The 22,086-nt window shown below is 64.7% G+C and carries 17 protein-coding genes; 14 read left to right on the forward strand and 3 right to left on the reverse strand.

Annotation, left to right across the window (positions count from 1 at the left end; translation table 11 throughout):
- Nucleotides 1-71: 71 nt before the first annotated feature.
- On the reverse strand, nucleotides 72-833 hold the full coding sequence (locus DH08_RS10740; protein WP_192179286.1) for a L,D-transpeptidase: 762 nt from the start codon (nucleotides 831-833) through the stop codon (nucleotides 72-74).
- Between the two features lie 256 nt (nucleotides 834-1,089).
- Here DH08_RS10740 and DH08_RS10745 point away from each other — a divergent pair, with 256 nt between their 5' ends.
- From DH08_RS10745 to xylB, 3 genes are all read left to right on the forward strand, one after another.
- Complete coding sequence (locus tag DH08_RS10745; protein ID WP_192179287.1) at nucleotides 1,090-1,713, forward strand: LysE family translocator; 624 nt, start codon at nucleotides 1,090-1,092, stop codon at nucleotides 1,711-1,713.
- 124 nt (nucleotides 1,714-1,837) lie between these two features.
- Entirely contained in the window at nucleotides 1,838-3,160 is a 1,323-nt protein-coding gene (locus tag DH08_RS10750) for a tetratricopeptide repeat protein (RefSeq protein WP_192179288.1), read from the forward strand.
- 82 nt (nucleotides 3,161-3,242) lie between these two features.
- Nucleotides 3,243-4,697: a xylulokinase gene (gene xylB / locus DH08_RS10755; protein WP_192179289.1), complete on the forward strand. Its 1,455-nt coding sequence runs from the start codon at nucleotides 3,243-3,245 to the stop codon at nucleotides 4,695-4,697.
- A 32-nt stretch (nucleotides 4,698-4,729) separates the two neighbouring features.
- Here the strand turns inward: xylB and DH08_RS10760 are convergent, their stop codons facing one another.
- Entirely contained in the window at nucleotides 4,730-5,092 is a 363-nt protein-coding gene (locus DH08_RS10760) for a nuclear transport factor 2 family protein (RefSeq protein ID WP_006202322.1), read from the reverse strand.
- Between the two features lie 110 nt (nucleotides 5,093-5,202).
- Here DH08_RS10760 and xylA point away from each other — a divergent pair, with 110 nt between their 5' ends.
- Entirely contained in the window at nucleotides 5,203-6,528 is a 1,326-nt protein-coding gene (gene xylA / locus DH08_RS10765; RefSeq protein ID WP_192179290.1) for a xylose isomerase, read from the forward strand.
- A gap of 192 nt (nucleotides 6,529-6,720) precedes the next feature.
- Nucleotides 6,721-6,924 carry a hypothetical protein gene (locus DH08_RS10770; RefSeq protein ID WP_006202320.1) on the forward strand — a complete coding sequence of 68 codons (204 nt, stop codon included), beginning with the start codon at nucleotides 6,721-6,723 and terminating at the stop codon, nucleotides 6,922-6,924.
- Between the two features lie 84 nt (nucleotides 6,925-7,008).
- Here the strand turns inward: DH08_RS10770 and DH08_RS10775 are convergent, their stop codons facing one another.
- Complete coding sequence (locus DH08_RS10775; protein WP_192179291.1) at nucleotides 7,009-7,989, reverse strand: GlxA family transcriptional regulator; 981 nt, start codon at nucleotides 7,987-7,989, stop codon at nucleotides 7,009-7,011.
- A 77-nt stretch (nucleotides 7,990-8,066) separates the two neighbouring features.
- Here DH08_RS10775 and bcoG point away from each other — a divergent pair, with 77 nt between their 5' ends.
- From bcoG to DH08_RS10820, 9 genes are all read left to right on the forward strand, one after another.
- The gene (gene bcoG / locus DH08_RS10780; protein WP_192179292.1) at nucleotides 8,067-8,984 is read left to right on the forward strand and encodes a 3-dehydrocarnitine:acetyl-CoA trimethylamine transferase BcoG; all 918 of its coding nucleotides are present in this window, start codon (nucleotides 8,067-8,069) and stop codon (nucleotides 8,982-8,984) included.
- Between the two features lie 16 nt (nucleotides 8,985-9,000).
- Nucleotides 9,001-9,630 (forward strand): HD domain-containing protein, encoded by a 630-nt coding sequence (locus DH08_RS10785; RefSeq protein WP_192179293.1) that lies wholly within the window; start codon nucleotides 9,001-9,003, stop codon nucleotides 9,628-9,630.
- Nucleotides 9,627-10,721: a carnitine 3-dehydrogenase gene (locus tag DH08_RS10790; protein ID WP_192179294.1), complete on the forward strand. Its 1,095-nt coding sequence runs from the start codon at nucleotides 9,627-9,629 to the stop codon at nucleotides 10,719-10,721. The genes DH08_RS10785 and DH08_RS10790 overlap by 4 nt, the downstream gene beginning before the upstream one ends.
- A 4-nt stretch (nucleotides 10,722-10,725) precedes the next feature.
- Nucleotides 10,726-11,889 carry an acyl-CoA dehydrogenase family protein gene (locus tag DH08_RS10795; RefSeq protein WP_192179295.1) on the forward strand — a complete coding sequence of 388 codons (1,164 nt, stop codon included), beginning with the start codon at nucleotides 10,726-10,728 and terminating at the stop codon, nucleotides 11,887-11,889.
- Between the two features lie 41 nt (nucleotides 11,890-11,930).
- A complete protein-coding gene (locus DH08_RS10800) occupies nucleotides 11,931-14,009 on the forward strand; it encodes an acetate--CoA ligase family protein (protein WP_192179296.1) in 2,079 nt (692 codons plus the stop codon).
- Nucleotides 14,002-14,784 (forward strand): carnitinyl-CoA dehydratase, encoded by a 783-nt coding sequence (locus DH08_RS10805; protein WP_192179297.1) that lies wholly within the window; start codon nucleotides 14,002-14,004, stop codon nucleotides 14,782-14,784. The genes DH08_RS10800 and DH08_RS10805 overlap by 8 nt, the downstream gene beginning before the upstream one ends.
- A 21-nt stretch (nucleotides 14,785-14,805) precedes the next feature.
- A complete protein-coding gene (locus DH08_RS10810) occupies nucleotides 14,806-15,768 on the forward strand; it encodes an alpha/beta hydrolase (protein ID WP_192179298.1) in 963 nt (320 codons plus the stop codon).
- Between the two features lie 420 nt (nucleotides 15,769-16,188).
- A complete protein-coding gene (locus tag DH08_RS10815; protein ID WP_246800771.1) occupies nucleotides 16,189-18,150 on the forward strand; it encodes a hypothetical protein in 1,962 nt (653 codons plus the stop codon).
- A gap of 10 nt (nucleotides 18,151-18,160) precedes the next feature.
- Nucleotides 18,161-22,012 (forward strand): DUF7929 domain-containing protein, encoded by a 3,852-nt coding sequence (locus DH08_RS10820; protein ID WP_192179300.1) that lies wholly within the window; start codon nucleotides 18,161-18,163, stop codon nucleotides 22,010-22,012.
- Nucleotides 22,013-22,086: the final 74 nt, after the last annotated feature.

Below are 22,086 nucleotides of genomic sequence, written 5' to 3' on the forward strand. Positions count from 1 at the left end.
CAAGCACATTCGCCTGTCTTGCGGCATCACGCAACGGGAGAGTCAAACGGCTGCGAGCAGCCGTTGAACGATCAGACGACGACGACCGGGTTCTTCTTGGAAACGCGGCTGTAGAGGTCGATTATGTCCTGGTTGATCAGGCGCACGCAGCCCGACGACATCGCCTGGCCGATGCTCCACCATTCCGGCGAGCCGTGGATGCGGTAGCCGGTGTCCTTGCCGTCCTGGTAGATGTAGAGCGCCCGGGCGCCGAGCGGATTGGTGAGGCCGCCGGGCTGGCCGCCCTGCCATTTCACCAGTTCCGGCTTGCGCGCGATCATTTCGGGCGGCGGGGTCCAGACTGGCCATTCTTTGCCGTACTGGATGTTGGCGCGGCCGGACCAGCGGAAGCCGTCTTTGCCGATGCCGACGCCGTAGCGGATCGCCTCACCGCCAGGCTGCACCAGGTAGAGCATGCGCTCCTGCAAATGCACGACGATGGTGCCGGGCGCCTCGCCGGTCTGGTCGACGACGATCTGGCGACGGAACTCCGCCTTGACCTTCTGATAGGGCACCGCCGGCACCTCGAAGCCGCCATCGGTGAGCGAGGCGTACATCACGTCCGGGCCGGTGATGTTCTTGTCGACGCTGATCGCGGGACGGATTGGTCGCACCGAGCCGGTGGTGGTGTCGTCGAGCTGCAGCTGCGGCAGGTCGAGCGTCTGGCTGCAGCCGGCCATGCCGAGCAGCGTGATCGCGCCGGCGCCTGACAGCACCGCGCGGCGGGAAAGCAGATTTTCGGTTTCGCTTGCGTCGCCATTCACTGGCGGCGTCAGATTTTGCGGCTTACGCATGCACCCAAACCCTACGCTGGCGGCGGGAAACACGGTCCGGCCGGATAGGGGCAGTTTCGCCAATCATGGTTGAAAAAGCGTGAAGGGCCGGACTTTGGTCTTAACCCTGTTCTGCCGTTGCCGGTGCCGGTAGGGCGAAACGGCCCGCCGCGGGATTTCGAAGAAGCCCCCTTTACATTCTTGCGCACCCAAGGATTTATCCTCTTCTTTGCGCACCCAAGGATTTATCCTCTTCTTTGCGCTCAAGGAGACTTCGATGTCCTTCGAAAACTGGGCCGCCTTCGCCGCCGCCTCCACCATCCTTCTCGTCATTCCCGGTCCGACCATCCTTTTGGTCGTGTCCTATGCGCTGGGCCAGGGCTGGCGCACGGCGTTGCCTATGGCGGTCGGCGTGGCGCTGGGAGATTTCACCGCCATGACGCTGTCGATGCTTGGCATCGGCGCGCTGCTCGCGGCATCGGCCACCGTGTTCACGGTGCTGAAGGTGATCGGTGCCTGCTACCTGATCTATCTCGGCGTAAAACTGTTCCGCGCTGGCGGCGCGCTCAAGGCCGAGCCGCGCACCGACGCGGTGTCCTCGGCGAAAATGATGGCGCATGCCTGGCTGGTCACGGCTCTCAACCCGAAAAGCATCACCTTCTTCGTCGCCTTCTTGCCGCAGTTCCTCGACCGCCACGCGGATTTCTGGACCCAGATGCTGGTCTTCGAAACGACCTTCCTGGCGCTCGCCTTCGCCAATGCCTTCGGCTATGCGCTGATCGCGGCCAGGGCACGCAATGTCGTGCGCAACCCGCGGGCGATCCGCATCTTCAACCGCACCGGCGGCACGCTTCTGGTCGGCGCCGGCATCGCCACCATGGCGGTGCGTTCGGGAAATTGAGGGCAGCAGAAATTTGCCTGCCCTGCCTGATTTGCTTGCTCGATGGGGCCCGGGCCCAGGGTTGGCGTGCCAGCTTTTGTTGGCCTAAGATGGGTTGGCCTCGGCATCTGATGGAGGGCAAGGCATGGCGGTCAAGGACGCATTCGGCCTGACATTATCGGGTGCGACGGAGGCCGGTTTCGCGCCTTACGCCCAGGCCGTGCGCGAACTGCAGTGCTTCATTGGCGATCCCGTCGCCTCAGCCGACCGCGCCATCGCCGAAAACCCCGATTTCGTCATGGCGCATGTCTTCAAGGGCTATCTCTTCGGCCTCGCCACCGAGCGCGAGGCAAGTTTGGTGGCCAGGACATGTCACGAGGCGGCGCTGTCGCTTGCCGCCACGCCGCGCGAACAGGCGCATGTTGCGGCCCTTGGCCATCTCGCCGCCGGTCGCTGGCATGAAGCCTCCCGAACCCTCGAGGATGTCGCCATCGGCTTTCCGCTCGACATGGTGGCGCTGCAGACCGGACACCAGATCGACTTCTTCACCGGCAATGCCCGCATGCTGCGCGACCGCATCGGCCGCGCGCTGCCATCGTGGCAAAAGGATATGCCGGGCTACCACGCCGTCCTCGGCATGCAGGCCTTCGGGCTGGAGGAGATGGGCGACTACGCGCGCGCCGAAAGGCTTGGCCGCACGGCGGTCGACATCGAGCCGCGCGACGGCTGGGCGCAGCATGCCGTTGCCCATGTCATGGAAATGCAGAGCCGGCAGAGGGACGGAATCGCCTGGATGCGCGCCAACCCGGAGGCGTGGACGAAGGACAGCTTCCTGCAGGTGCACAATTGGTGGCATCTGTCGCTGTTCCACTACGATCTCGGCGACACCGACGAGGTGCTGGCGCTCTATGATGGACCGATCTACGGCACGCCGTCGACGCTGGCGCTCAACATGGTCGATGCCTCGGCGATCCTGTGGCGGCTCTATCTCGGCGGCGCCGATGTCGGCGACCGCTGGGCAGCCCTTGCCGCCAACTGGCCCAAGGCCGGCGCCGGCAATTACGCCTTCAACGATGCGCATGCGATGATGGCCTTCGTCGGCGCCGGCCTCGAAGCGCCGGCCAAAACCCTGCTCGAAGCACAGCGCGAGGCGATGCGCGGCAACGACGACAATGCTGCCTTCACCCGGGATGTCGGCCATCCCCTCACACTTGCCATCAAGGCATTCGGCGACGGCAACTATGCCGAGACGGTACGCCTGATCCGGCCGATTCGCGCCATCGCCCAGCGCTTCGGCGGCAGCCACGCGCAGCGCGACGTCATCGATCTCACCCTGATCGAGGCGGCGCTGCGTTCCGGCGACCATGCCCTGTCGCGGGCGCTAACGGCGGAACGCACGCTGGCGCGACCGGACAGCCCGCTCTCGGCATTGTTTTCGCACCGCGCTGCCGATTTGTCCGAGAATTGACCAGCGACGAATCTTGCCTTAAAAACTGGCCAAGCCAGATTTTTTCGAGATCCGAAAAAAATAATGGCAGTGGGAGGAAAGCATGTATCTCGGCCTCGATCTGGGCACGTCGGGCGTCAAGGCGCTGTTGATCGATGCCGGTCAGACTGTTGTCGGCTCCGGCCATGGCTCGCTCGACGTGTCGCGACCGCATCCCGGCTGGTCCGAGCAGGATCCTGCTCACTGGATCCAGGCCTGCGAGACGGCAATCGCCGAACTGAAGGCATCCCATCCGAAAGAACTCGCGACGGTGAAAGGCATCGGCCTCTCCGGCCAGATGCATGGCGCCACCTTGCTCGACGCCGCAGACAAGGTCCTGTGCCCTTGCATCCTGTGGAACGACACGCGCAGCCACGCCGAAGCGGCCGCTCTCGACGCCGATCCACGCTTTCGCGAACTCACCGGCAACATCGTCTTCCCCGGCTTCACCGCGCCGAAACTCGCCTGGGTGAAGAACAACGAGCCCGGTATCTTCGCCAAGGTGGCGAAGGTGCTTTTGCCGAAGGATTTCCTGCGGCACTGGCTGACCGGCGAGCATATGTCGGAAATGTCCGATTCGGCCGGCACGTCCTGGCTCGATGTCGGCAAGCGGCGCTGGTCCGCCGACCTTCTCGCCGCCACCTCGCTCGACGAGAAGCAGATGCCGTCGCTGGTCGAAGGCACTGCGAAAGCCGGCGGCCTGCGCGCCGAATTGGCCTCGAAATGGGGCATCGAGGCCGGCATCCCGATCGCCGGCGGCGCCGGCGACAATGCGGCCTCGGCCTGCGGCATGGGCACGGTGGGCGCCGGCCACGCTTTCGTCTCGCTCGGCACGTCAGGCGTGCTGTTTGCCGCCAACGCGTCCTATCTGCCCAATCCGGCAAGCGCGGTGCACACATTCTGCCATGCGTTGCCCAACACCTGGCACCAGATGGGCGTCATCCTGTCGGCCACCGATTCGCTCAACTGGCTGTCGGAGATATCAGGCAAGGGCGCCGGCGAACTGACCGCCGAGCTTGGCGATACGCTCCAGGCACCAAGCGGCGTATCGTTCCTGCCCTATCTCTCGGGCGAGCGCACGCCGCACAATGATTCCGCCATTCGCGGCGCGTTCACCGGCCTGGCGCATGAATCCAACCGCGCCGTGCTCACCCAGGCGGTGCTCGAAGGCGTCGCCTTCGCCTTCCGCGACAGTCTCGAAGCGTTGAAAAAGGCCGGCACGACATTGACGCGGGTGACGGCGATCGGTGGCGGTTCGCGCTCACGTTACTGGCTGAAGGCGATCGCCACCGCGCTTCAGATCCCGGTCGACATTCCTGCCGACGGCGATTTCGGCGCCGCCTTCGGCGCGGCCAGGCTCGGCCTGATCGCGGCGACCGGTGCGGATCCGCTCAGCATCTGCACCGCGCCGGCCACCGACGCGACCATCGAACCGGATACGGGGCTAATCCGCGCCTATGCCGACGCCTATGACCGCTACCGGGCGCTTTATCCGGCGATCAAGGGCGCCACGGCGTGAGCGGACTTTCGCCCACGCCGTGGCATCGCGGCTCACTGCGCCGGCACCTTGTCGAGGAAGCCGGTGACGCTCTTCAGGCGGCCGTTCTCGATGACGCCGATGTCGGTGCCTTCGATGACGGACTCGGTGCCTTCCGGCCCGAGGTTCCACGAGAAGCGGATCGTGTCGGCGAACCCGTCCGGCTTGCCCTTCAGCGAGAAACGGAAGCCGGCAAAACGCTGCTGCACACCATCGATGAGTGCGGCGACTCCGTCATGGCCGTCGCCCTGCATGATCGGATCACGGTAGCTGACGTCTTCGGTGAAGGTCGCTTCCAGCAGTGCCTGCCGTCGGTCCGCATCACCCTCGTTCCAGGCGGTGATGTAGTTTTGGGCGATCGTGTTGAGGTCGGTCATGGTCTGTCTCCTTCTTTGAGTGGCTTTGACACGAACCTTTTCGACCAGCGTGAGCGTGAAACCAATTACGCCTGCGGTAATCGGGGCGAACTTTCGAGAGGACAGAAATCATGAGCAGCGGATTTTTCGGCGACATCCAGAAGATCAAATATGAGGGACCGGATTCGACCAATCCGCTGGCCTACCGGTTCTACAATCCCGACGAGGTTGTCGCCGGCAAGCGGTTGGAAGACCATCTGCGCTTCGCGGTCGCCTACTGGCATTCCTTCGCCTGGCAGGGCGGCGATCCCTTCGGCGGCCAGACCTTCGACCGTCCCTGGTTTCCCAAGGCCGGCGGCATCGACACGATGGAGTTGGCCAAGCTCAAGGCAGACGTCGCCTTCGAGATGTTTTCGCTGCTCGGCGCACCCTATTTCTGTTTCCACGACGCCGACGTGCGGCCGGAGGGCAAGGATTTTTCGGAGAGTGCCGCGCGCCTCGACGAGATCGGCGACTACTTTGCGGGAAAGATGAAGCAGACCGGCGTCAAGCTGCTCTGGGGCACCGCCAACCTGTTCTCGCACCGTCGCTTCATGTCCGGTGCGGCCACCAACCCCGATCCCGATGTCTTTGCCTATGCGGCGGCAACGGTGAAGAGCTGCATCGACGTCACCAAGCGGCTGAAGGGCGAGAACTACGTGCTATGGGGCGGCCGCGAGGGCTATGAGACGCTGCTCAACACCGACCTTGGCCGCGAGCAGGACCAGGCCGGACGCTTCCTCAGCCTTGTGGTCGATTACAAGCACAAGATCGGTTTCAAGGGCACCATCCTGATCGAGCCGAAGCCGCAGGAACCGACAAAGCACCAGTACGACTATGATGTCGCGACGGTGTACGGCTTCCTCAAGCGCTTCGGGCTGGAGAAGGAGGTCAAGCTCAACATCGAGCAGGGTCACGCCATCCTGGCCGGCCATTCCTTCGAGCACGAGCTGGCTCTGGCCAATGCGCTCGGCGTCTTCGGTTCGATCGACATGAACCGCAACGACTACCAATCCGGCTGGGACACCGACCAGTTCCCCAACAACGTGCCGGAAATGGCGCTCGCCTACTACCAGGTCTTGCTGGCCGGTGGCTTCAAGACCGGCGGCACTAATTTCGACGCCAAGCTGCGCCGCCAGTCGCTCGATCCGCAGGACCTGCTGATCGGCCATATCGGTGGCATGGACGCTTGTGCACGCGGGCTCAAGGCCGCCGCCCGCATGGTCGAGGACAAGGCGCTGTCGGGACCGCTGGCCGAACGCTATGCCGGCTGGAATTCGGCCGAGGCCAAGGCGATGCTGTCGGGCAAACGCACGCTGGAGGAGATCGCCGAGCGTGTGGTGAAGAAGAAGATCGAGCCACAGCCGCGCTCGGGCCGCCAGGAACTGCTCGAGAATATCGTCAACCGCTACGTCTGAGCGCGAAATTCCGTCCATACCCTTTCCAGGGCGGGCCAAGCCCCGGAACGGCTTTGCGCTATGGGCGGGACCGACGACACGGTTCTGCCCCGCATCGCCCCTCAATCGCCTCGCTCTTGCCTTCAAACAGCCGTCACGGATCTCGTATAAGTATGCTCCTGTGGCGGGTGAAGAAGAAGGAGGCGAACCGATATGCAGCACGAACGCGAAATCGACGCCCTGCTCTCGTCCGGCGAGACCGGATCGATCATCGATCGGCTGATGGCGTTGCCGAGACCTACCGACGATGTGAAGAACGAATGGGATCGCGCTGTCAGCAGCCGATTCGAAGTCCGTCTGGCGAGACAGATGCGCTCGCAGATCGACAACGGCAGCGATCGTCAAAACGCGGCTTGATCCACCAATGCGGTCCGCGCTTTGGAATCTTTGTTCTATGCATGTCGTTATCCCAAAACTGCTACACACTTTGGGCGACACGCACTATCCCCGGCGCAGCCTGACCGGCGCTTCGCCGAAAGCTCTTGAAAACGCTCTGGAAAACGCTGCGGCGGACGAAAACCCCGTCCGCCCGGCGATGTCTGCCATGGCGACGCGCGTATCGACCACCAGCCGGCGTGCGGCACCCAGCCTGAGCCTGAGGTAATAGGCGCCCGGCGTCTCTCCGATCGACTTGCGAAAAATGCTTTCCAGCGTCCGCGCCGTCACCCCGGCGCGCTTGGCCACCGCGGCGATGGTCAGCGGCTGGTCGACATGCGCTTCCATCAGCCGGATGGCTTGCGCCAACCTGGGATCATAGCCATCAAGGCGCCCAAGCGAGACCAGCGGCTGAGCGTCGGTGGCGGCGCGTGCCTGGTCGTAGATGAACACGCTGGCGACATCGAGCGCCACCGCCATGCCGAGTCGGGTGCGAATCAAATGCAGCATCAGGTCGAAGGTCGGCGAGGCGCCGCCGGAGGTGAAGACGGGACCGTCGATGACGTAGCGGTCGGGGCGCACGTCGACACCGGGAAAGGCCGACGAAAAATCCTCCATGTCTTCCCAGTGGGTGGTGGCGCTGCGCCCTTCCAGCAGGCCGGCGCGCGCGACCAGCCAGGTGCCGGCCTCGACGCCGCCGCAGGCCCGTGCGGCCCGCGCAGCCCGGCGCAGGCCGGCAAGCAGCGCCGACGTGGCATAGTTCTGCGTGCCGAAACCGGCGACGACGACAAGCACGTCAGTGACGTCGGTGGCATCGAAGCGGCCGCTGACCGCCACCGGCAGGCCGCAAGTCGTCACCGGCGCCTCGCCCGTCACCGAAACCAGTTTGAAGTCGAACAGTGTCTCGCCGGCGATGCGGTTGGCGGCGCGCAGCGGATCGATGGCCGAGGCCACGCACATGATCGACGAGCCTGAAAACACCAGCAGCGTCACCTTGAGCGGTGAACGCTCGGCGCGAAAGATTTCAGATTTTTCGCTTTTGATCATATCACCTTCGTAAAACGCAAAACAGTTTCCGGCAAGTAGCGCAATGTTGTCGTCTGTTTCGATTGGGAGGAAATTTCATGCCGCTCGCAATGAACCGTGAGGTCTTCATTACCTGTGCCGTGACCGGGTCCGGCGGCTCGCAGGACCGCAGCCCGCATGTGCCGCGTTCGCCCAAGCAGATCGCCGATTCGGCGATCGACGCAGCCAAGGCCGGTGCGGCGATCGTCCACTGCCATGTCCGCGATCCCGAGACCGGCAAGCCGCGCCGCGACGTGCATCTCTACCGCGAAGTGACCGAGCGCATCCGCGACGCCAATGTCGACGTGGTGCTGAACCTGACCGCCGGCATGGGCGGCGACATGGTGTTCGGGTCGCCGGAAGCGCCGCTGCCGCTGAATGAAAAAGGCACCGACATGGGCGGTGCCACCAACCGCGTCGAACATGTGCGCCAGTGCCTGCCGGAAATCTGCACGCTGGATTGCGGCACGATGAATTTCGCCGAAGCCGACTATGTCATGACCAACACGCCAGGCATGCTGCGCGCCATGGGCGGCATGATGACGGCGCTCGGCGTCAAGCCGGAGATCGAGGCGTTCGACACCGGCCATCTGTGGTTCGCCAAGCAATTGGTCGAGGAAGAGGTGCTGAAGCCGGACGCCTTGGTGCAGCTCTGCATGGGCGTGCCGTGGGGGGCACCCGACGACCTCAACACCTTCATGGCCATGGTCAACAACGTGCCGTCGACCTGGAACTGGTCGGCCTTCTCGATCGGCCGCAACCAGATGGCTTATGCTGCCGCCGCGGTGTTGGCCGGCGGCAATGTCCGCGTGGGGCTCGAGGACAATCTGTGGCTCGACAAGGGCGTACTGGCTACCAACGCACAACTGGTCGAGCGCGCGTCCAGCATCGTCACCAATCTCGGTGCCAGGATCCTCGGGCCGGAGGAAGTGCGCCAGAAGCTCAACCTGACCAAGCGGGCGCCGATCGCCGCGTAGTTTGGAGGGTGTCGAAATGACTACCGTCAAATTCACCGCGATGAAGGATGGCGACCGGGAGGACTATGAGTTCCTGACCGCGCATGAGATCGACTACGCTGCCAGGACCGGCGAGCGGCTGCTCGACGCGCTGGTGCAGCTCGACGAGGGCCTGTCCGGCTACAAGATCACCCGGCTCGGCCATTCGCTGCAGGCCGCCACCCGCGCCTGGCGTGACGGTGCCGACACGGACTGGATCGCCTGCGCCCTGCTACACGACATCGGCGACATCTACGCGCCCTACAACCACGACGAATATGCGGCTGCGATCCTAAAACCTTTCGTGCGCGAGCAATGCACCTGGGTGGTGGAAAAGCACGGCGATTTCCAGCGCCTCTATTACGCCCATCATCTCGGCGGCAATCCTCACGCGCGCGACCGCTTCGCCGGGCACGCCTATTTCGACGATTGCGACCAATTCTGCGAGCGCTGGGACCAGTCAAGCTTTGACCCCGACTACGAGACGCTGCCGATGGACTTCTTCCGGCCCTTCGTGCTCGAAGTCTTTGCCCGCAAGGCCTACGACCCATCGGTCATCCGCACCGGCGAGCGCGTGCCCCTCATCGATCCAGACATGGCGAACAAAAGAACCGGAGCCTCCGCATGAGCATCATCAACAAGGCGGCCGCCATTGGCGGCGGTGTCATCGGCGCCGGCTGGGTGGCGCGGCTGCTCTTGAACGGCATCGACGTGTCGATCTTCGATCCCGATCCGGAAGCCTCCCGCAAGGTCGGCGAAGTGATGAAGGGCGCGCGGCGCGCCTACAAGCAGATGCTGCCCGGCGGCCTGCCCAAGGAAGGCAAGCTCACTTACGCCAAGACCATCGCCGAAGCGGTTTCCGACGCTGACTTCATCCAGGAAAGCGTGCCGGAGAGGCTCGACCTCAAGCACCGCGTGCTGGCCGAGATCGACGCGCACGCGCCCGCCAATGCCATCGTCGGCTCCTCGACCTCCGGCATCAAGCCAACCGACATGCAGGTGGCGATGAAGAAGCATCCGGAGCGGCTGGTCGTCGGCCATCCGTTCAATCCGGTCTACCTCTTGCCGATCGTCGAGATCGTCGGCGGCGAGCAGACCTTCCCCGAGGCGATAGAGGTCGCCAGGGAGATCTACGCCTCGATCGGCATGAAGCCGGTGGTGATCCGCAAGGAGATCGAGGCCTTCGTCGGCGACCGCCTGCTGGAAGCGGCCTGGCGCGAGGCGCTATGGCTGATCAAGGACGGCATCTGCACGGTCGAGGAGCTCGACGACATCATGCGCTATGGCTTCGGCCTGCGCTGGGCGCAGATGGGCATGTTCCAGGTCTACCGCGTCGCCGGCGGCGAGGCCGGCATGCGCCACTTCATGGCGCAGTTCGGACCTTGCCTGCAATGGCCGTGGACCAAGCTGATGGACGTGCCGGAGTTCAACGACGAGCTGGTCGACCTGATCGCCACCCAGTCGGACGACCAGGCGCATGGCCTGTCGATCCGCGAACTGGAAAAGATCCGCGACGACAATCTGGTCGCCATCATGGAAGCACTGTCGAAGCAGAACAAGGGCAAGGGCTGGGGCGCCGGCGCCCTGCACAAAGACTACACCAGGCAGCTGGCCAAGCTGGCGGCGAAGAAGCCGACCGCTTCCAAAGCGGCCGAAAAGGCCAAGGCGAGCAAGCCGGTGAAGAAAGCCGAAAAGCCGAAGAAAAAGAAGAGGGGCTGAGACCATGGATTTCGGTCTGTCGGAGGAGCAAAAACTCATCGTCGAGACGACGCGCGCGTTCGTCGAAAACGAGCTTTACCCGCATGAGCGCGAGGTGGAACGCACCGGTGTGCTGCGCCGCGAGCTGATCGAGGAGATCAAGGTCAAGGCGATCGAGGCCGGGCTCTATGCCGCCAACATGCCGGCTGACGTCGGTGGCGCCGGGCTGGATACGGTGACCTGGCTGCTCTACGAAAAGGAGCTTGGCCGCGCCAACTACGCGCTGCACTGGACCTGCGTGGCGCGTCCCTCCAACATCCTTCTCGCCGGCACGCCCGAACAGCGCGAAAAATATCTGTTCCCATGCATCCGCGGCGAGAAGTGGGACTGCCTGGCGATGACGGAGCCGGGCGCCGGCTCCGACCTGCGTGGCATGAAGGCGACCGCCGTGCAGGACGGCGACGACTGGGTACTCAACGGCACCAAGCACTTTATCTCGCACGCCGACCTCGCCGACTTTGCCATCGTCTTCATGGCTTCGGGCGAGGAGGATTCGCCCCGCGGCAAGCGCAAGAAGATCACCGCCTTCTTTGTCGACAAGGGCACCAAGGGTTTTGCGGTGCGCGACGGCTACCGCAACGTTTCGCACCGCGGCTACACCAACGCCATCCTGGAATTCGACGATTGCCGCTTGCCGGCAAGCCAGGTGCTCGGCGAGGTGCATAAGGGTTTTGACGTTGCCAACTCCTGGCTCGGCGCCACCCGCCTGCAGGTCGGCGCCACCTGTCTAGGCCGCGCCGAGCGTGCGCTTGGCCATGCCGTCGAATATGCCGCCCAGCGCCAGCAATTCGGCCAGCAGATCGGAAAATTCCAGGGCGTGTCGTTCAAGCTCGCCGACATGGCGACCGAACTGAAGGCCGCCGACCTGATGGTGTTCAAAGCCGGCTGGAAGTACGATCAGGGCACCGTCACCGATCAGGACATGGCCATGGCCAAGCTGAAGGCCACCGAGATGCTCGCTTTCGTCGCCGATGAGGCGATCCAGATACATGGCGGCATGGGCCTGATGGACGACCTGCCGCTGGAACGCATCTGGCGCGACGCCCGAGTAGAGCGCATCTGGGAAGGCACTTCGGAGATTCAGCGACATATTATTTCGCGGGCGCTGCTGCGTCCGTTCGGCGCTTAGAGCATGTTTGGAAAAGATCGTGCTCAAACGAAAAGATGACCATGCATAAACTCGAACGTCTCCTGCGCCCGAAATCGATTGCCGTGTTCGGCGGGGCGCAGGCTGCCGCCGTGGTCGCCCAGTCGATCAAGATGGGCTTTGCCGGCGAGATCTGGCCGGTGCACCCGACCAAGGACGAGGTCGCCGGGCGCAAGGCCTATCGTTCGGTCGCCGACCTGCCGGGTGCACCCGATGCCGCGTTTGTCGGCGTCAACCGGCATCTTTCCATCGAGGTGGTCAAGGCACTCGCCGAGCGTGGCGCCGGCGGCGCCGTCTGCTTTGCCGCCGGCTTCCTCGAGACGGAAGCCTATGACGAGGATGGCGAGCGTCTGCAGGCCGAGCTGGTCGCCGCTGCCGGCGAAATGCCGATCATCGGCCCGAACTGCTATGGCCTGATCAACTATGCCGACGGTGCGCTTTTGTGGCCCGACCAGCATGGCGGCATCAGGTTGGCCGAGGGCGGCCGCGGCGTCGCCATCATCACCCAGTCATCCAACATCGCCATCAACATGACGATGCAGAAGCGCGGCTTGCCGATCGCCTTCCTGATGACCGCCGGCAACCAGGCGCAGACGGGCCTGTCCGAAATGGCGCTTGGCCTGATCGAGGACGAGCGCGTCACCTCGCTCGGGCTGCATATCGAGGCCTTCGATTCGGTAGCCGGCTTCGAGCGGCTGGCGGCACGTGCCCGCGAGTTGAAAAAACCGATCATCGCCATGAAGGTCGGCCGCTCCGAACAGGCCAGGCAGGCGACCGTTTCGCACACCGCCTCGCTGGCCGGCTCGGACGCCGCCTCGGGCGCGTTCCTGAAGCGGCTGGGCATCGCTCGCGTCGATTCCATCCCCGCCTTCATCGAGGCGCTGAAGCTGCTGCACGTCACCGGCCCGTTGCCCGGTTACCGGCTGTCGTCGATGAGCTGTTCGGGCGGCGAAGCCTCCGTGATGGCCGACAGCGCCGAAGGGCGCTGGGTCAATTTCCCGGAGCTCACCCACAAGCACCGCGCCCATGTCAAATCGACGCTCGGGCCGTTGGTCGCGGTCGCCAACCCGCTCGACTACCACACCTTCATCTGGAACAACGAACCGGCGATGACCGCCACCTTCACCGCCATGGTGTCGGGCGGCTTCGACCTCAACATGCTGGTGCTCGATTTCCCGCGCCCGGACCGCTGCTCGGATACCGACTGGTGGGCAACCTTGCGCGCTTTCGAATCGGCGCTCAAGACCAACAAGGCGCAAGGCGCGATCGTCTCGTCGCTGCCGGAAAACCTGCCCGAGGAATACACGGCAGGCCTGATGGCGCGCGGCATGGTGCCTCTGTTCGGCATTTCCGAGGCGATGGACGCCGCCCAGGCGGCCGCGTTCATCGGCTGGGCCTGGCGCGAGCCGCAGGCACAGCCGATCGACACCTCGGCATCGGGCGCGCCGGTAGGCGGCCATGTCACGCCCGACGAGTCCGAAGCCAAGGCGCGACTGATCGAGGCCGGATTGCCGGTGCCGAAAGGCGAGCGCGCCGGCAATGCCGTCGAGGCGGTGATCTCGTCCATGGCGTTGGGCTTCCCGGTGGCGCTGAAGGCTTTGGGCGTCACCCACAAATCCGAGATGGGCGCCGTGCTGCTCAACCTCAAGGATGCCGAATCCGTCAGCACCGCCGCTCATGATCTCGGCCCGCTGGGCACCGGCCTCTATGCCGAGCGCATGGTGCGCGATGGCGTCGCCGAGCTGATCGTCGGCTTCACCCGCGACCCGATGTTCGGCGCGGTGATGACGCTGGGCACCGGCGGCGTGCTGGTCGAACTGTTGCGCGATAGCGTCACGTTGATGCTGCCGGCGACGCGCGACGACATCGAGGCGGCGCTTCGCGGCCTGAAACTTTATCCGCTGCTCGAAGGCTATCGCGGCCGGCCGAAAGCCGATGTCGCGGCTGCCATCGAGGCGATATCGGGCATCGCCGCCTTCGTACAGCAGAATGCCGGCGAGATCGAGGAACTCGACATCAACCCGCTGATCGTCTGCGCCGAAGGCAAGGGCGCCTGGATCGCCGACGCGCTGCTGGTGCTGGGAGAAAAGAAGAATGGCTGAGGTCATCACCACCCGCCGCGAGGGCACGATCCTCGAAGTCACGCTCGATCGGCCGAAGGCCAATGCCATCGACCTCAAGACATCGCGGCTGATGGGCGAGACGTTCAAGGCGTTCCGCGACGATCCCGGGTTGCGCGTGGCGATCGTGAAGACCGCCGGCGACAAGTTCTTCTGCGCCGGCTGGGATCTCAAGGCGGCAGCCGGCGGCGATGCTGTCGACGGCGATTATGGCGTCGGCGGCTTTGCCGGCCTGCAGGAATTGCGCGACCTCAACAAGCCGGTCATCGCCTGCGTCAACGGCATGGCGGTCGGCGGCGGCTTCGAACTGGCGCTGTCCTGCGACCTCATCTACGCCTCCGACCATTCCTCCTTCGCGCTGCCGGAGATTCGCGCCGGCACTTTGGCCGACGCGGCGACGATCAAGCTGCCGAAGCGCATTCCCTACCATGTCGCCATGGACCTTCTGCTCACCGGTCGCTGGATGGATGTCGCCGAGGCGCATCGCTGGGGGCTGGTCAACGAGGTGCTGCCGAAGGACAAACTCGAGGACCGCGTCTGGGAGATTGCCCGCCTGCTCGCCAGCGGCCCGCCGCTGGTGTTTGCCGCGATCAAGGAGACCGCGCGCGTTGCCGAGGCGCTGACCTTCCAGGAGGCGATGAACAAGGTGACGCGCCGGCAGCTGCCGACCGTCGATGCCCTCTACGGTTCCGAGGACGGCATGGAAGGTTTTCGTGCTTTTGCCGAAAAACGCGACCCGGTGTGGAAGGGCAGGTAGGACGCAGTCCGTTCAGCAGCCATGACCGACTACAAAACCCTCATCGACGCCGAGACCTGGGCCTTCATCGAGCGCACCAATTCCCATTATCCGCCCGACACGATCGACTACACGATCGCCGAGCAGCGTGCGATCTATGACCGGATGTGCCGGGAATTCTTTGCCGGCTATCCGAAAGGCGTGACGGCTGAAACCACTGTCATTGCAGCGCCCATTCACGACATCCCGATCCGCATCTACCGCAACGCGACGCCAAACAACGCCGCGATGGTGCTCTATGCCCACGGCGGCGGCTTCATTCTTGGTGGGCTGGACAGCCATGACGATGTCTGCGCCGAGATTTGCGCCCGCACCGGCTACGAGGTGGTCTCCGTCGACTATCGGCTGGCGCCGGAGCATCTGCACCCCGCTGCCTTCGATGACGTATTGGGCGCCTTCGAATGGGCCACCAAGACCTACAACTGCCCGGTCCTGCTCTGCGGTGACAGCGCCGGCGGCAATCTCTGCGCCGCCGTCAGCCATGCGACGCGCGGCCGCGCTAAAAAACCGATCGGCCAGGTGCTGATCTATGCAGGGCTTTTCGGCGACCGTTCGAATGGCTCAGGAGATCGCTCGCGCGACTCCTATGTGACTCATGCCGAGGCGCCGATGCTGACGGTGCGCGACATCGAATACTACAAGCACATCCGCACCGGCGGCGTGGATCGGACCGGCGACATCACTGTGTCGCCGCTCGCCGACACCGATTTCGCCAACCTGCCGCCGACCGTGCTGATCACCGCCGAATGCGACCCGCTATCCTCCGACGGCGAGGCCTATCGCGACCGCATCCTTGCCGCCGGCGGGCGCGCCGTCTGGTTCGAGGAGCCGGGGCTGGTGCATGGCTATCTCAGGGCCAGGCACACCGTCGGCCGGGCTCGTGTGAGCTTCACCCGCATCGTCGATGCGGTGTCGGTGCTGGGCAGGGGCGACTGGATCTGGTGAAACCCTTCGCCAATTGCGCCGATCCGCAATGACGGCACCTTGCCGTCAGTCACTTCGATCAAACTGAGCGACCAACGCACGGGCCTTTGTCCCGGCCGATGAACCTTTCCGCCTCCTTCCGCGACTGACGTGAGGTTGCCGCATGATGCGGCCCGGAAAGGAAAGCCCGCCATGACCAGACACCCAGAGGCTCCATGGTCTCCGGGAACAACAGAAGCTCAGCGCGACCACCGCCTTCGGGACGGAGTCGATGCGCTGGGCTTTCCGCTGATTCCGTTGACCCTGCGTAAGAGCCGGCGTATCGTGACTATGAGGAAAGCAGACAATTCGATCAGGGACGAACGTGACGGAACGCCGCGCCTTGCCCTGATTCGCGCGGCAACTCCGGACGTTTCTCCAGTATCCTGTGGGGGGAATGTCATGTCTCGCGATCACGGCTCGTTCGTGCCCTCTCGCGCTGGCCGTTTGCGCCGCGCAAGGCAAACCGCCAGCGCTTTACTGGTATTGGCGCTGACCGCCGGCCTGTGGCTGGGCAGCCCTGCCCAAGCGCAGGAAACCCAGATCATCTATCCCGGTTCGATGGCGGTGACCGGATTTTCCGGCACCATCATTCCCGGCTTCGAGGAAGGCTTGCCGCCTGGCGTCGATCCGGTCGACGAAACCTTCATCGACACCACGCGCGCAACCTTGCGCGTTTTCGACGTTTCAGGGCTGGGCGGACCGGCCTCGGGCCAGCTCGTCTACACGCCGCCGCCCTTCGAGGTGACGGCCGAGCAGGTCGGCCAGGTGTTTGCGCTGGCCTATGACGACGGCGTGCGCGACGGCGTTCCCTCGGGCATTCCGAACCTCTATGCCGGTGCCACGTCGATGCACGGCATCCGCATCGTCACGCCTGACGAAGACGCCGACGGACGGCCGGAACGCCAACGCCGCGGCACGGCGGGCGCTACCTTCATGGACGGCCAGTTCGGCATCGAGAACGGCGGCGGTCCCGGCACGATCTGGAAGATCGACGGCATCACCGGCGCCGTGTCCAAATTCGCCGACATCGACACCAACAGCGGTCCCGGCCTCGGCGATATCAGCTTCGACAGCATTCACCGCCAGTTCTTCGCCAGCGACCTCGACACCGGCCTCATCCATCGCATCGACGCCAACGGCGCGCTGATCGACAGCTTCGACCACGGCGTTGCCGGGCGCCCGGCGCACGGGCTCGCCCCTGTCGCCGACGACGGCGCGGTGATCGACATCCAGGGTGCGGCCTTCGACAGCGAAGACCCCGACAGCTGGGGCTACACGCAGGACGAACGCCGCGTCTGGTCCGTCGCCTATCATGGCGGCCGGGTTTACTATTCTGTCGGCGAAAAGGCCGAGATCTGGTCGGTGGGCATTGCGCGCGACGGCAGCTTCGCCGGCGATCCGCGCTGGGAGCTGACGGTCAAGGCCGACAAGGATTACGCCGTCACCGACATCGCTTTCGACAACCAGGGCTTCATGTACCTGGCGCAGCGCGGCCCGGTGGAAAACCGCTACGACTACAGCCAGTTCGCCGATTCCGGCAAAGGCGAGGTCATCCGCTACTGGCGCGAGAATCCGGACGATCCGGCAACGGAATCGGTCTGGGTGGAAGAGCCGCAGGAATATGCGGTCGGCTTCCCGCAGGGCAACCGGCAGTCGGCCGGTGGCCTGGACCTGCAGTATGGCTATGACGCGGACGGCAATCTCGACACCCGCTCCTGCGCCGACACGCTGGTCAACACCGGCGACAAGTTGCGCGACAATCCGGCATTGGCCGAACAGCTCGCCGCCGGCGGGCCGCCTGCCGTGCACGGCGTGCAGATCACGCCGACGCCGCTGGTCAAGCCGGCCAACGTGCCGCCCTTCGGCTCGTGGTTCGTCGACTTCGACGGCTATTTCGAAGACCCCGAGGTGGAAGGCCATGTCGGCGACGTCGAGGTCTGGCGCCCCTGCGAGGGTCGTGCCGGCTACTATGAGGAGATACCGGGCGGCTATCTGCCACCGTTCTATCCGCCGGACTTCCCACCGCCCGGCGATCTGCCTCCATGTCTCGATGTGGAAGACGTCCAGTATTTCTGCACGCCCTCCGGCCTCGAGGCCGATCTCTATCTCCATGACCATGCCGGCTTCGGCGGCGATTCGATCAAGGCTTCGTCCAGGACGCCAGGCGTCGGGGTAACCTCACCCATGTCGCATGCGCCCGGCGCGCCCTACACGATCAACATCACCGGCCATTATCCGGGCGACACCGTCAATGTCGGGCTCTGCTTCTACAGGCAGTCCGACCGCGACAAGGGCGGCTACTTCCCTTGCTGCAAGATGACCGTGCCGCTCAGAACGCCAGCCGTCAGCTGCGAACCGTGAGGAGGGAAAGATGATGAATCTCGCACTTTCCCCGCTCGCCCAGAGCAACCGGTCAACCAGCACGCAACCAACCGTCATGGAGACGATCATGAAACCCCTGTCACTCGCCAGGCGCGGCGCGCGCTGGCTGATGGCGGCCGGTATCGCGGTCGCCATGCTGACGCCGGTACAAGGCTTCGCGCAAGACGCTGTCCCGATCAGCCCGGAGCTGCGGCTCGACCTCGACAATTCGCGCGTCGTCAATCCAAGGCCCGACCGGATCGTGCCTTTCCTCACCAAAAAGGGCACTCAAAGAGGCTGCGACTACGTCGTCTATTCGCTGAGCTTCGGCTTGCGCGGCGATCCGCAGGGATTTGCCGATCCAAGCTTCGTGGCCAGACTGAAAAAGGTCAGGGTCGACTTCAAGGACCAGCTTCCGCACGGCCTTGAGATCGTCAACGTGAACGTGTCCGGCGACGGCACGGATTCGTCCGGCGGCCCGCTGCCGGGTGCCACGATCAGCACGTCGGCAGATCCGAACGACACGGCGACGGTTTCCGATTTCCGGATTTCCGCCGCCGATCTCGACGGCGTCGGCGCTCCGAACGAGCGCATCATAAATTTCCGCATCACGGCCAAGATCGATCATGCGGCGTTTCCCGCGCCGACGATCGTCGACAACCAGGGTCTGATCACCGTGACCGCCGGACCAGGCACCGCGAAGATCATCCCGTCGCAGGATCCGAGCAAACCGGATGATGGCGATTTCCTCACCGGCGAAAAGACCTCGATCAAGATCGACCTGACCAAGTGCAACCGGCCGCCGCCACCTCCCGGCAAGGAGTGCTTCAAGGTGGAGCGCGGCAAGGTCGATTGCGTGCCCGGTGGCGGCGCCTTCATCTACCACATGCCGGTTGGCCCGGAGATGGGCGGCAAGTGGGTGCAGGTGTCGACGACGACGCCCGGCATCACCATCGTCCCCGACACGCAACTGGTGCCGGCGGGCGGTGGTGTGCTCAACTGGAAGATCGTCGGGGCATCACCCGGCGACGTCATCCACCTCATCGTCACCGGCATCGAGACCTATGCCGGTCCGGAAGAGGGTTGGGGCCTGTGTTGCTCGCAGACCATCGACATCGTCATTCCACGCGACCTCAGATGCCCGCCCGACAAGGAGCCGGACCTCAAGGTCGAGAAGCGCGCCGACGTGTCGCGTTGCACGATGGCCGGCGGCTGCGACTTCACCATCCGGGTCACCAATGTCGGCGGCGCGCCCTATCACGGCAAGATCGTGCTCGACGAGGTGACGCTGCCGGCCGGTTCCACGCTCGATTCAGGGCCGAATCCGCCCTGGGCCTGCGTGCCCGGAGCAACGCCGATGACGTGCACCCATCCGGTGACCACGCTCAACCCGGGGGCTTCCGTCGACCTCAAGCTCGGCTTCAAGCCGACCGGGGGCTGGCAAGGCGGTGCTTTGCGCAACTGCGCCACCTACAATTATGGCGCCAGCGGCAAGCCGTTGTTCGGCAGCCAGCAGAACGATCGCGGCTGCGCCTCGATCCCGATCTGCCGGCGTGGCGATCGTGATCCGGAATGCCGGCCGCCGGTCGAAAAGAAGGTCGACCTGATCCTGAAGAAGCGTGCCCGCATCCCGGTCTGCACGCCCGACGGCATCTGCTACTTCGTGATCGACATCATCAACAACGGCAGCGTCCCCTATAACGGGCCGCTGACGGTCATCGACAACTATCCAGGCGGCGCGCCGGCGTCCTCGACCTTCGGTCCGAGCCCACCCTGGACATGCGGACCGAATGGCCCCGGCCAGTTCCGCTGCGACAATGCCGGCATCGTGCTGATGCCGGGCGCCTCGACGCCGATCGTCGTCAAGGCGGTGATGCCGGCCGGCTACCAGTCGGACACCGTCGAGAACTGCGCGGCGCTGAAGCCCATCCCCGGTGAGGTCGACCTCACCAACAACAAGGCCTGCGCCAAGGAACGCTTCCGTCATCCCAATGGCGGCAAGCCGACCCTGCGCATCACCAAAGTGTGCAACGGCTCGCTCGCCGGTGCCGCGGTCATCTCTTGCCGCATCACCGTCATCAGCCTCGGCACCGCTGCCCCCACCGGTCCGGTGCGGGTCAACGATGCCGCGACGCTGGTGGCAGGCGGCGCGCCCGTCCAGATCCAGACCGTCACTCCTGACGGCGCGGAATGGACTTGCGGGCCGGTCCCGGCCAATGCGCTGTCGTGCCAGATTCCCGGCGCCGTGATGACGCCCGGAACGTCCAGGCATTTCGACGTGACGGTCTCGGCCAATGGCGAGTTCGAGAACTGCGCGCGCGGCTCCTACGGACCGGCGCCGGGAGACGACATCGTCTACCCGATCGGCCAGGCTTGCGCCAAGGGCGGCGGGGTCTCGACCATCCGCGTCGAGAAGACCGGCGACAGCGAGTGCCAGCCAGGTGCGCCCTGCACATTCGAGATCACCATCACGAATGACGGGACGACCCCCTTCTCAGGTCCGGTCCGCATCGGTGATGCGATCGGCGTGGAAGGCCTCGGCAGGCTGGAAGGCGTTGCGATCACCTCGATCGAGCCGCCCTTCGGCTGCTCGCCGGAACCGGCAACCTTGCCCCTGTCCTGCGTCGCCAGCCTGACGCTCGGCGCCGGGGAAAGCCACGTACACGCTGTCACCGTGGTCATTCCCGACGACGGCCGTCTGGCCAATCTGCAGGGCACGGTCAACGGCCAGAACTGCGTTGGCGTCCTGTCTCCCGACACAAGGGTACAAGGCGGCGGCGACATGCTTTCCGGCGATCAGGCCAACATCCAGGGCGATCGCGGCAGGGCCTATGCCTGCCATCCCTTCACCATCAGGAACGAGGTGGAGAAGGAATGCTCGCAAGGCTTCGTCATGAACGATGCCGGCAGGTGCGTCTGCCCGCCCGGCACCACCTTCCGCAACGGCCAGTGCTCGCCCGGCGGCGGCGTCATCACCGACCCGAAGCCGAAGCCCTGCGTCCTGCTGAAGGGCCAGATCCGCACCGAGGACGGACGCTGCATCTGCCCGCGCGGAACCGAGCTTGAGAATGGTGCCTGCGTAAAAGTCACGCAGGGCTGCACCATCCCCGGTTCGGTCCCGACAGCGGACGGCAGCAGCTGCCGCTGCCCCGCCGGCACGCATCTCGACAGGAATGCGAATGCCTGCGTGCGGGACAAGCAGAAGCCCGAGCAGTGCACCATTCGCGGTCAGGTCCATGACGCAGACGGCGATTGCGTCTGCCCGAGGGGGACCGAGGTGCGCAATGGCGCCTGCCGGCCGATCAGGCCGAAACCGGAGCAGTGCACCATTCGCGGCCAGGTCCACAACGCCAACGGCGATTGTGTCTGCCCGAAAGGAACCGAGGTGCGCAATGGTGCCTGTCGTCCGGTTCGGCCAAAGCCGGAGCAGTGCACGATCCGCGGCCAGGTCCACGACTCCAACGGCAATTGCGTCTGCCCGAAGGGTACGGAGATCCGCAATGGCGCCTGCCGGCAGAAGAAGCCGCAGCTCGAGCAGTGCACGATCCGCGGTCAGGTGCATAACAAGCGCGGCGAATGTGTCTGCCCGCGCGGCACCGAGGTCCGTGACGGCGCCTGCCGCAGGGTTCGGCAGGAATGCGCGCCGGGCTCGCAGCTGATCAACGGCCAATGCCAGCCGATCATCATCAGGCGCTGCCCGTCCGGGACGACTGGAAGGTATCCGAACTGCGTGCCGATCCGCAGGCAGCCGGAGATCAACCCGAACCTGCTGCTCAATCCGAACATCCTCCAGCAGGTCCTGCCAAGGCGCGCGCCGCAGGTGGACCAGCAGGATCCGGCCACCCTGAACTCCAAGCCGTAATCCTGGTACCAAAAGACCAAACCCCGCCGGAGCAATCCGGCGGGGTTTTTCGTGGCTTGATCGATTGCGTGAAC

This window comes from Mesorhizobium amorphae (genome assembly GCF_014843845.1).
GTDB lineage: Bacteria > Pseudomonadota > Alphaproteobacteria > Rhizobiales > Rhizobiaceae > Mesorhizobium > Mesorhizobium amorphae_A.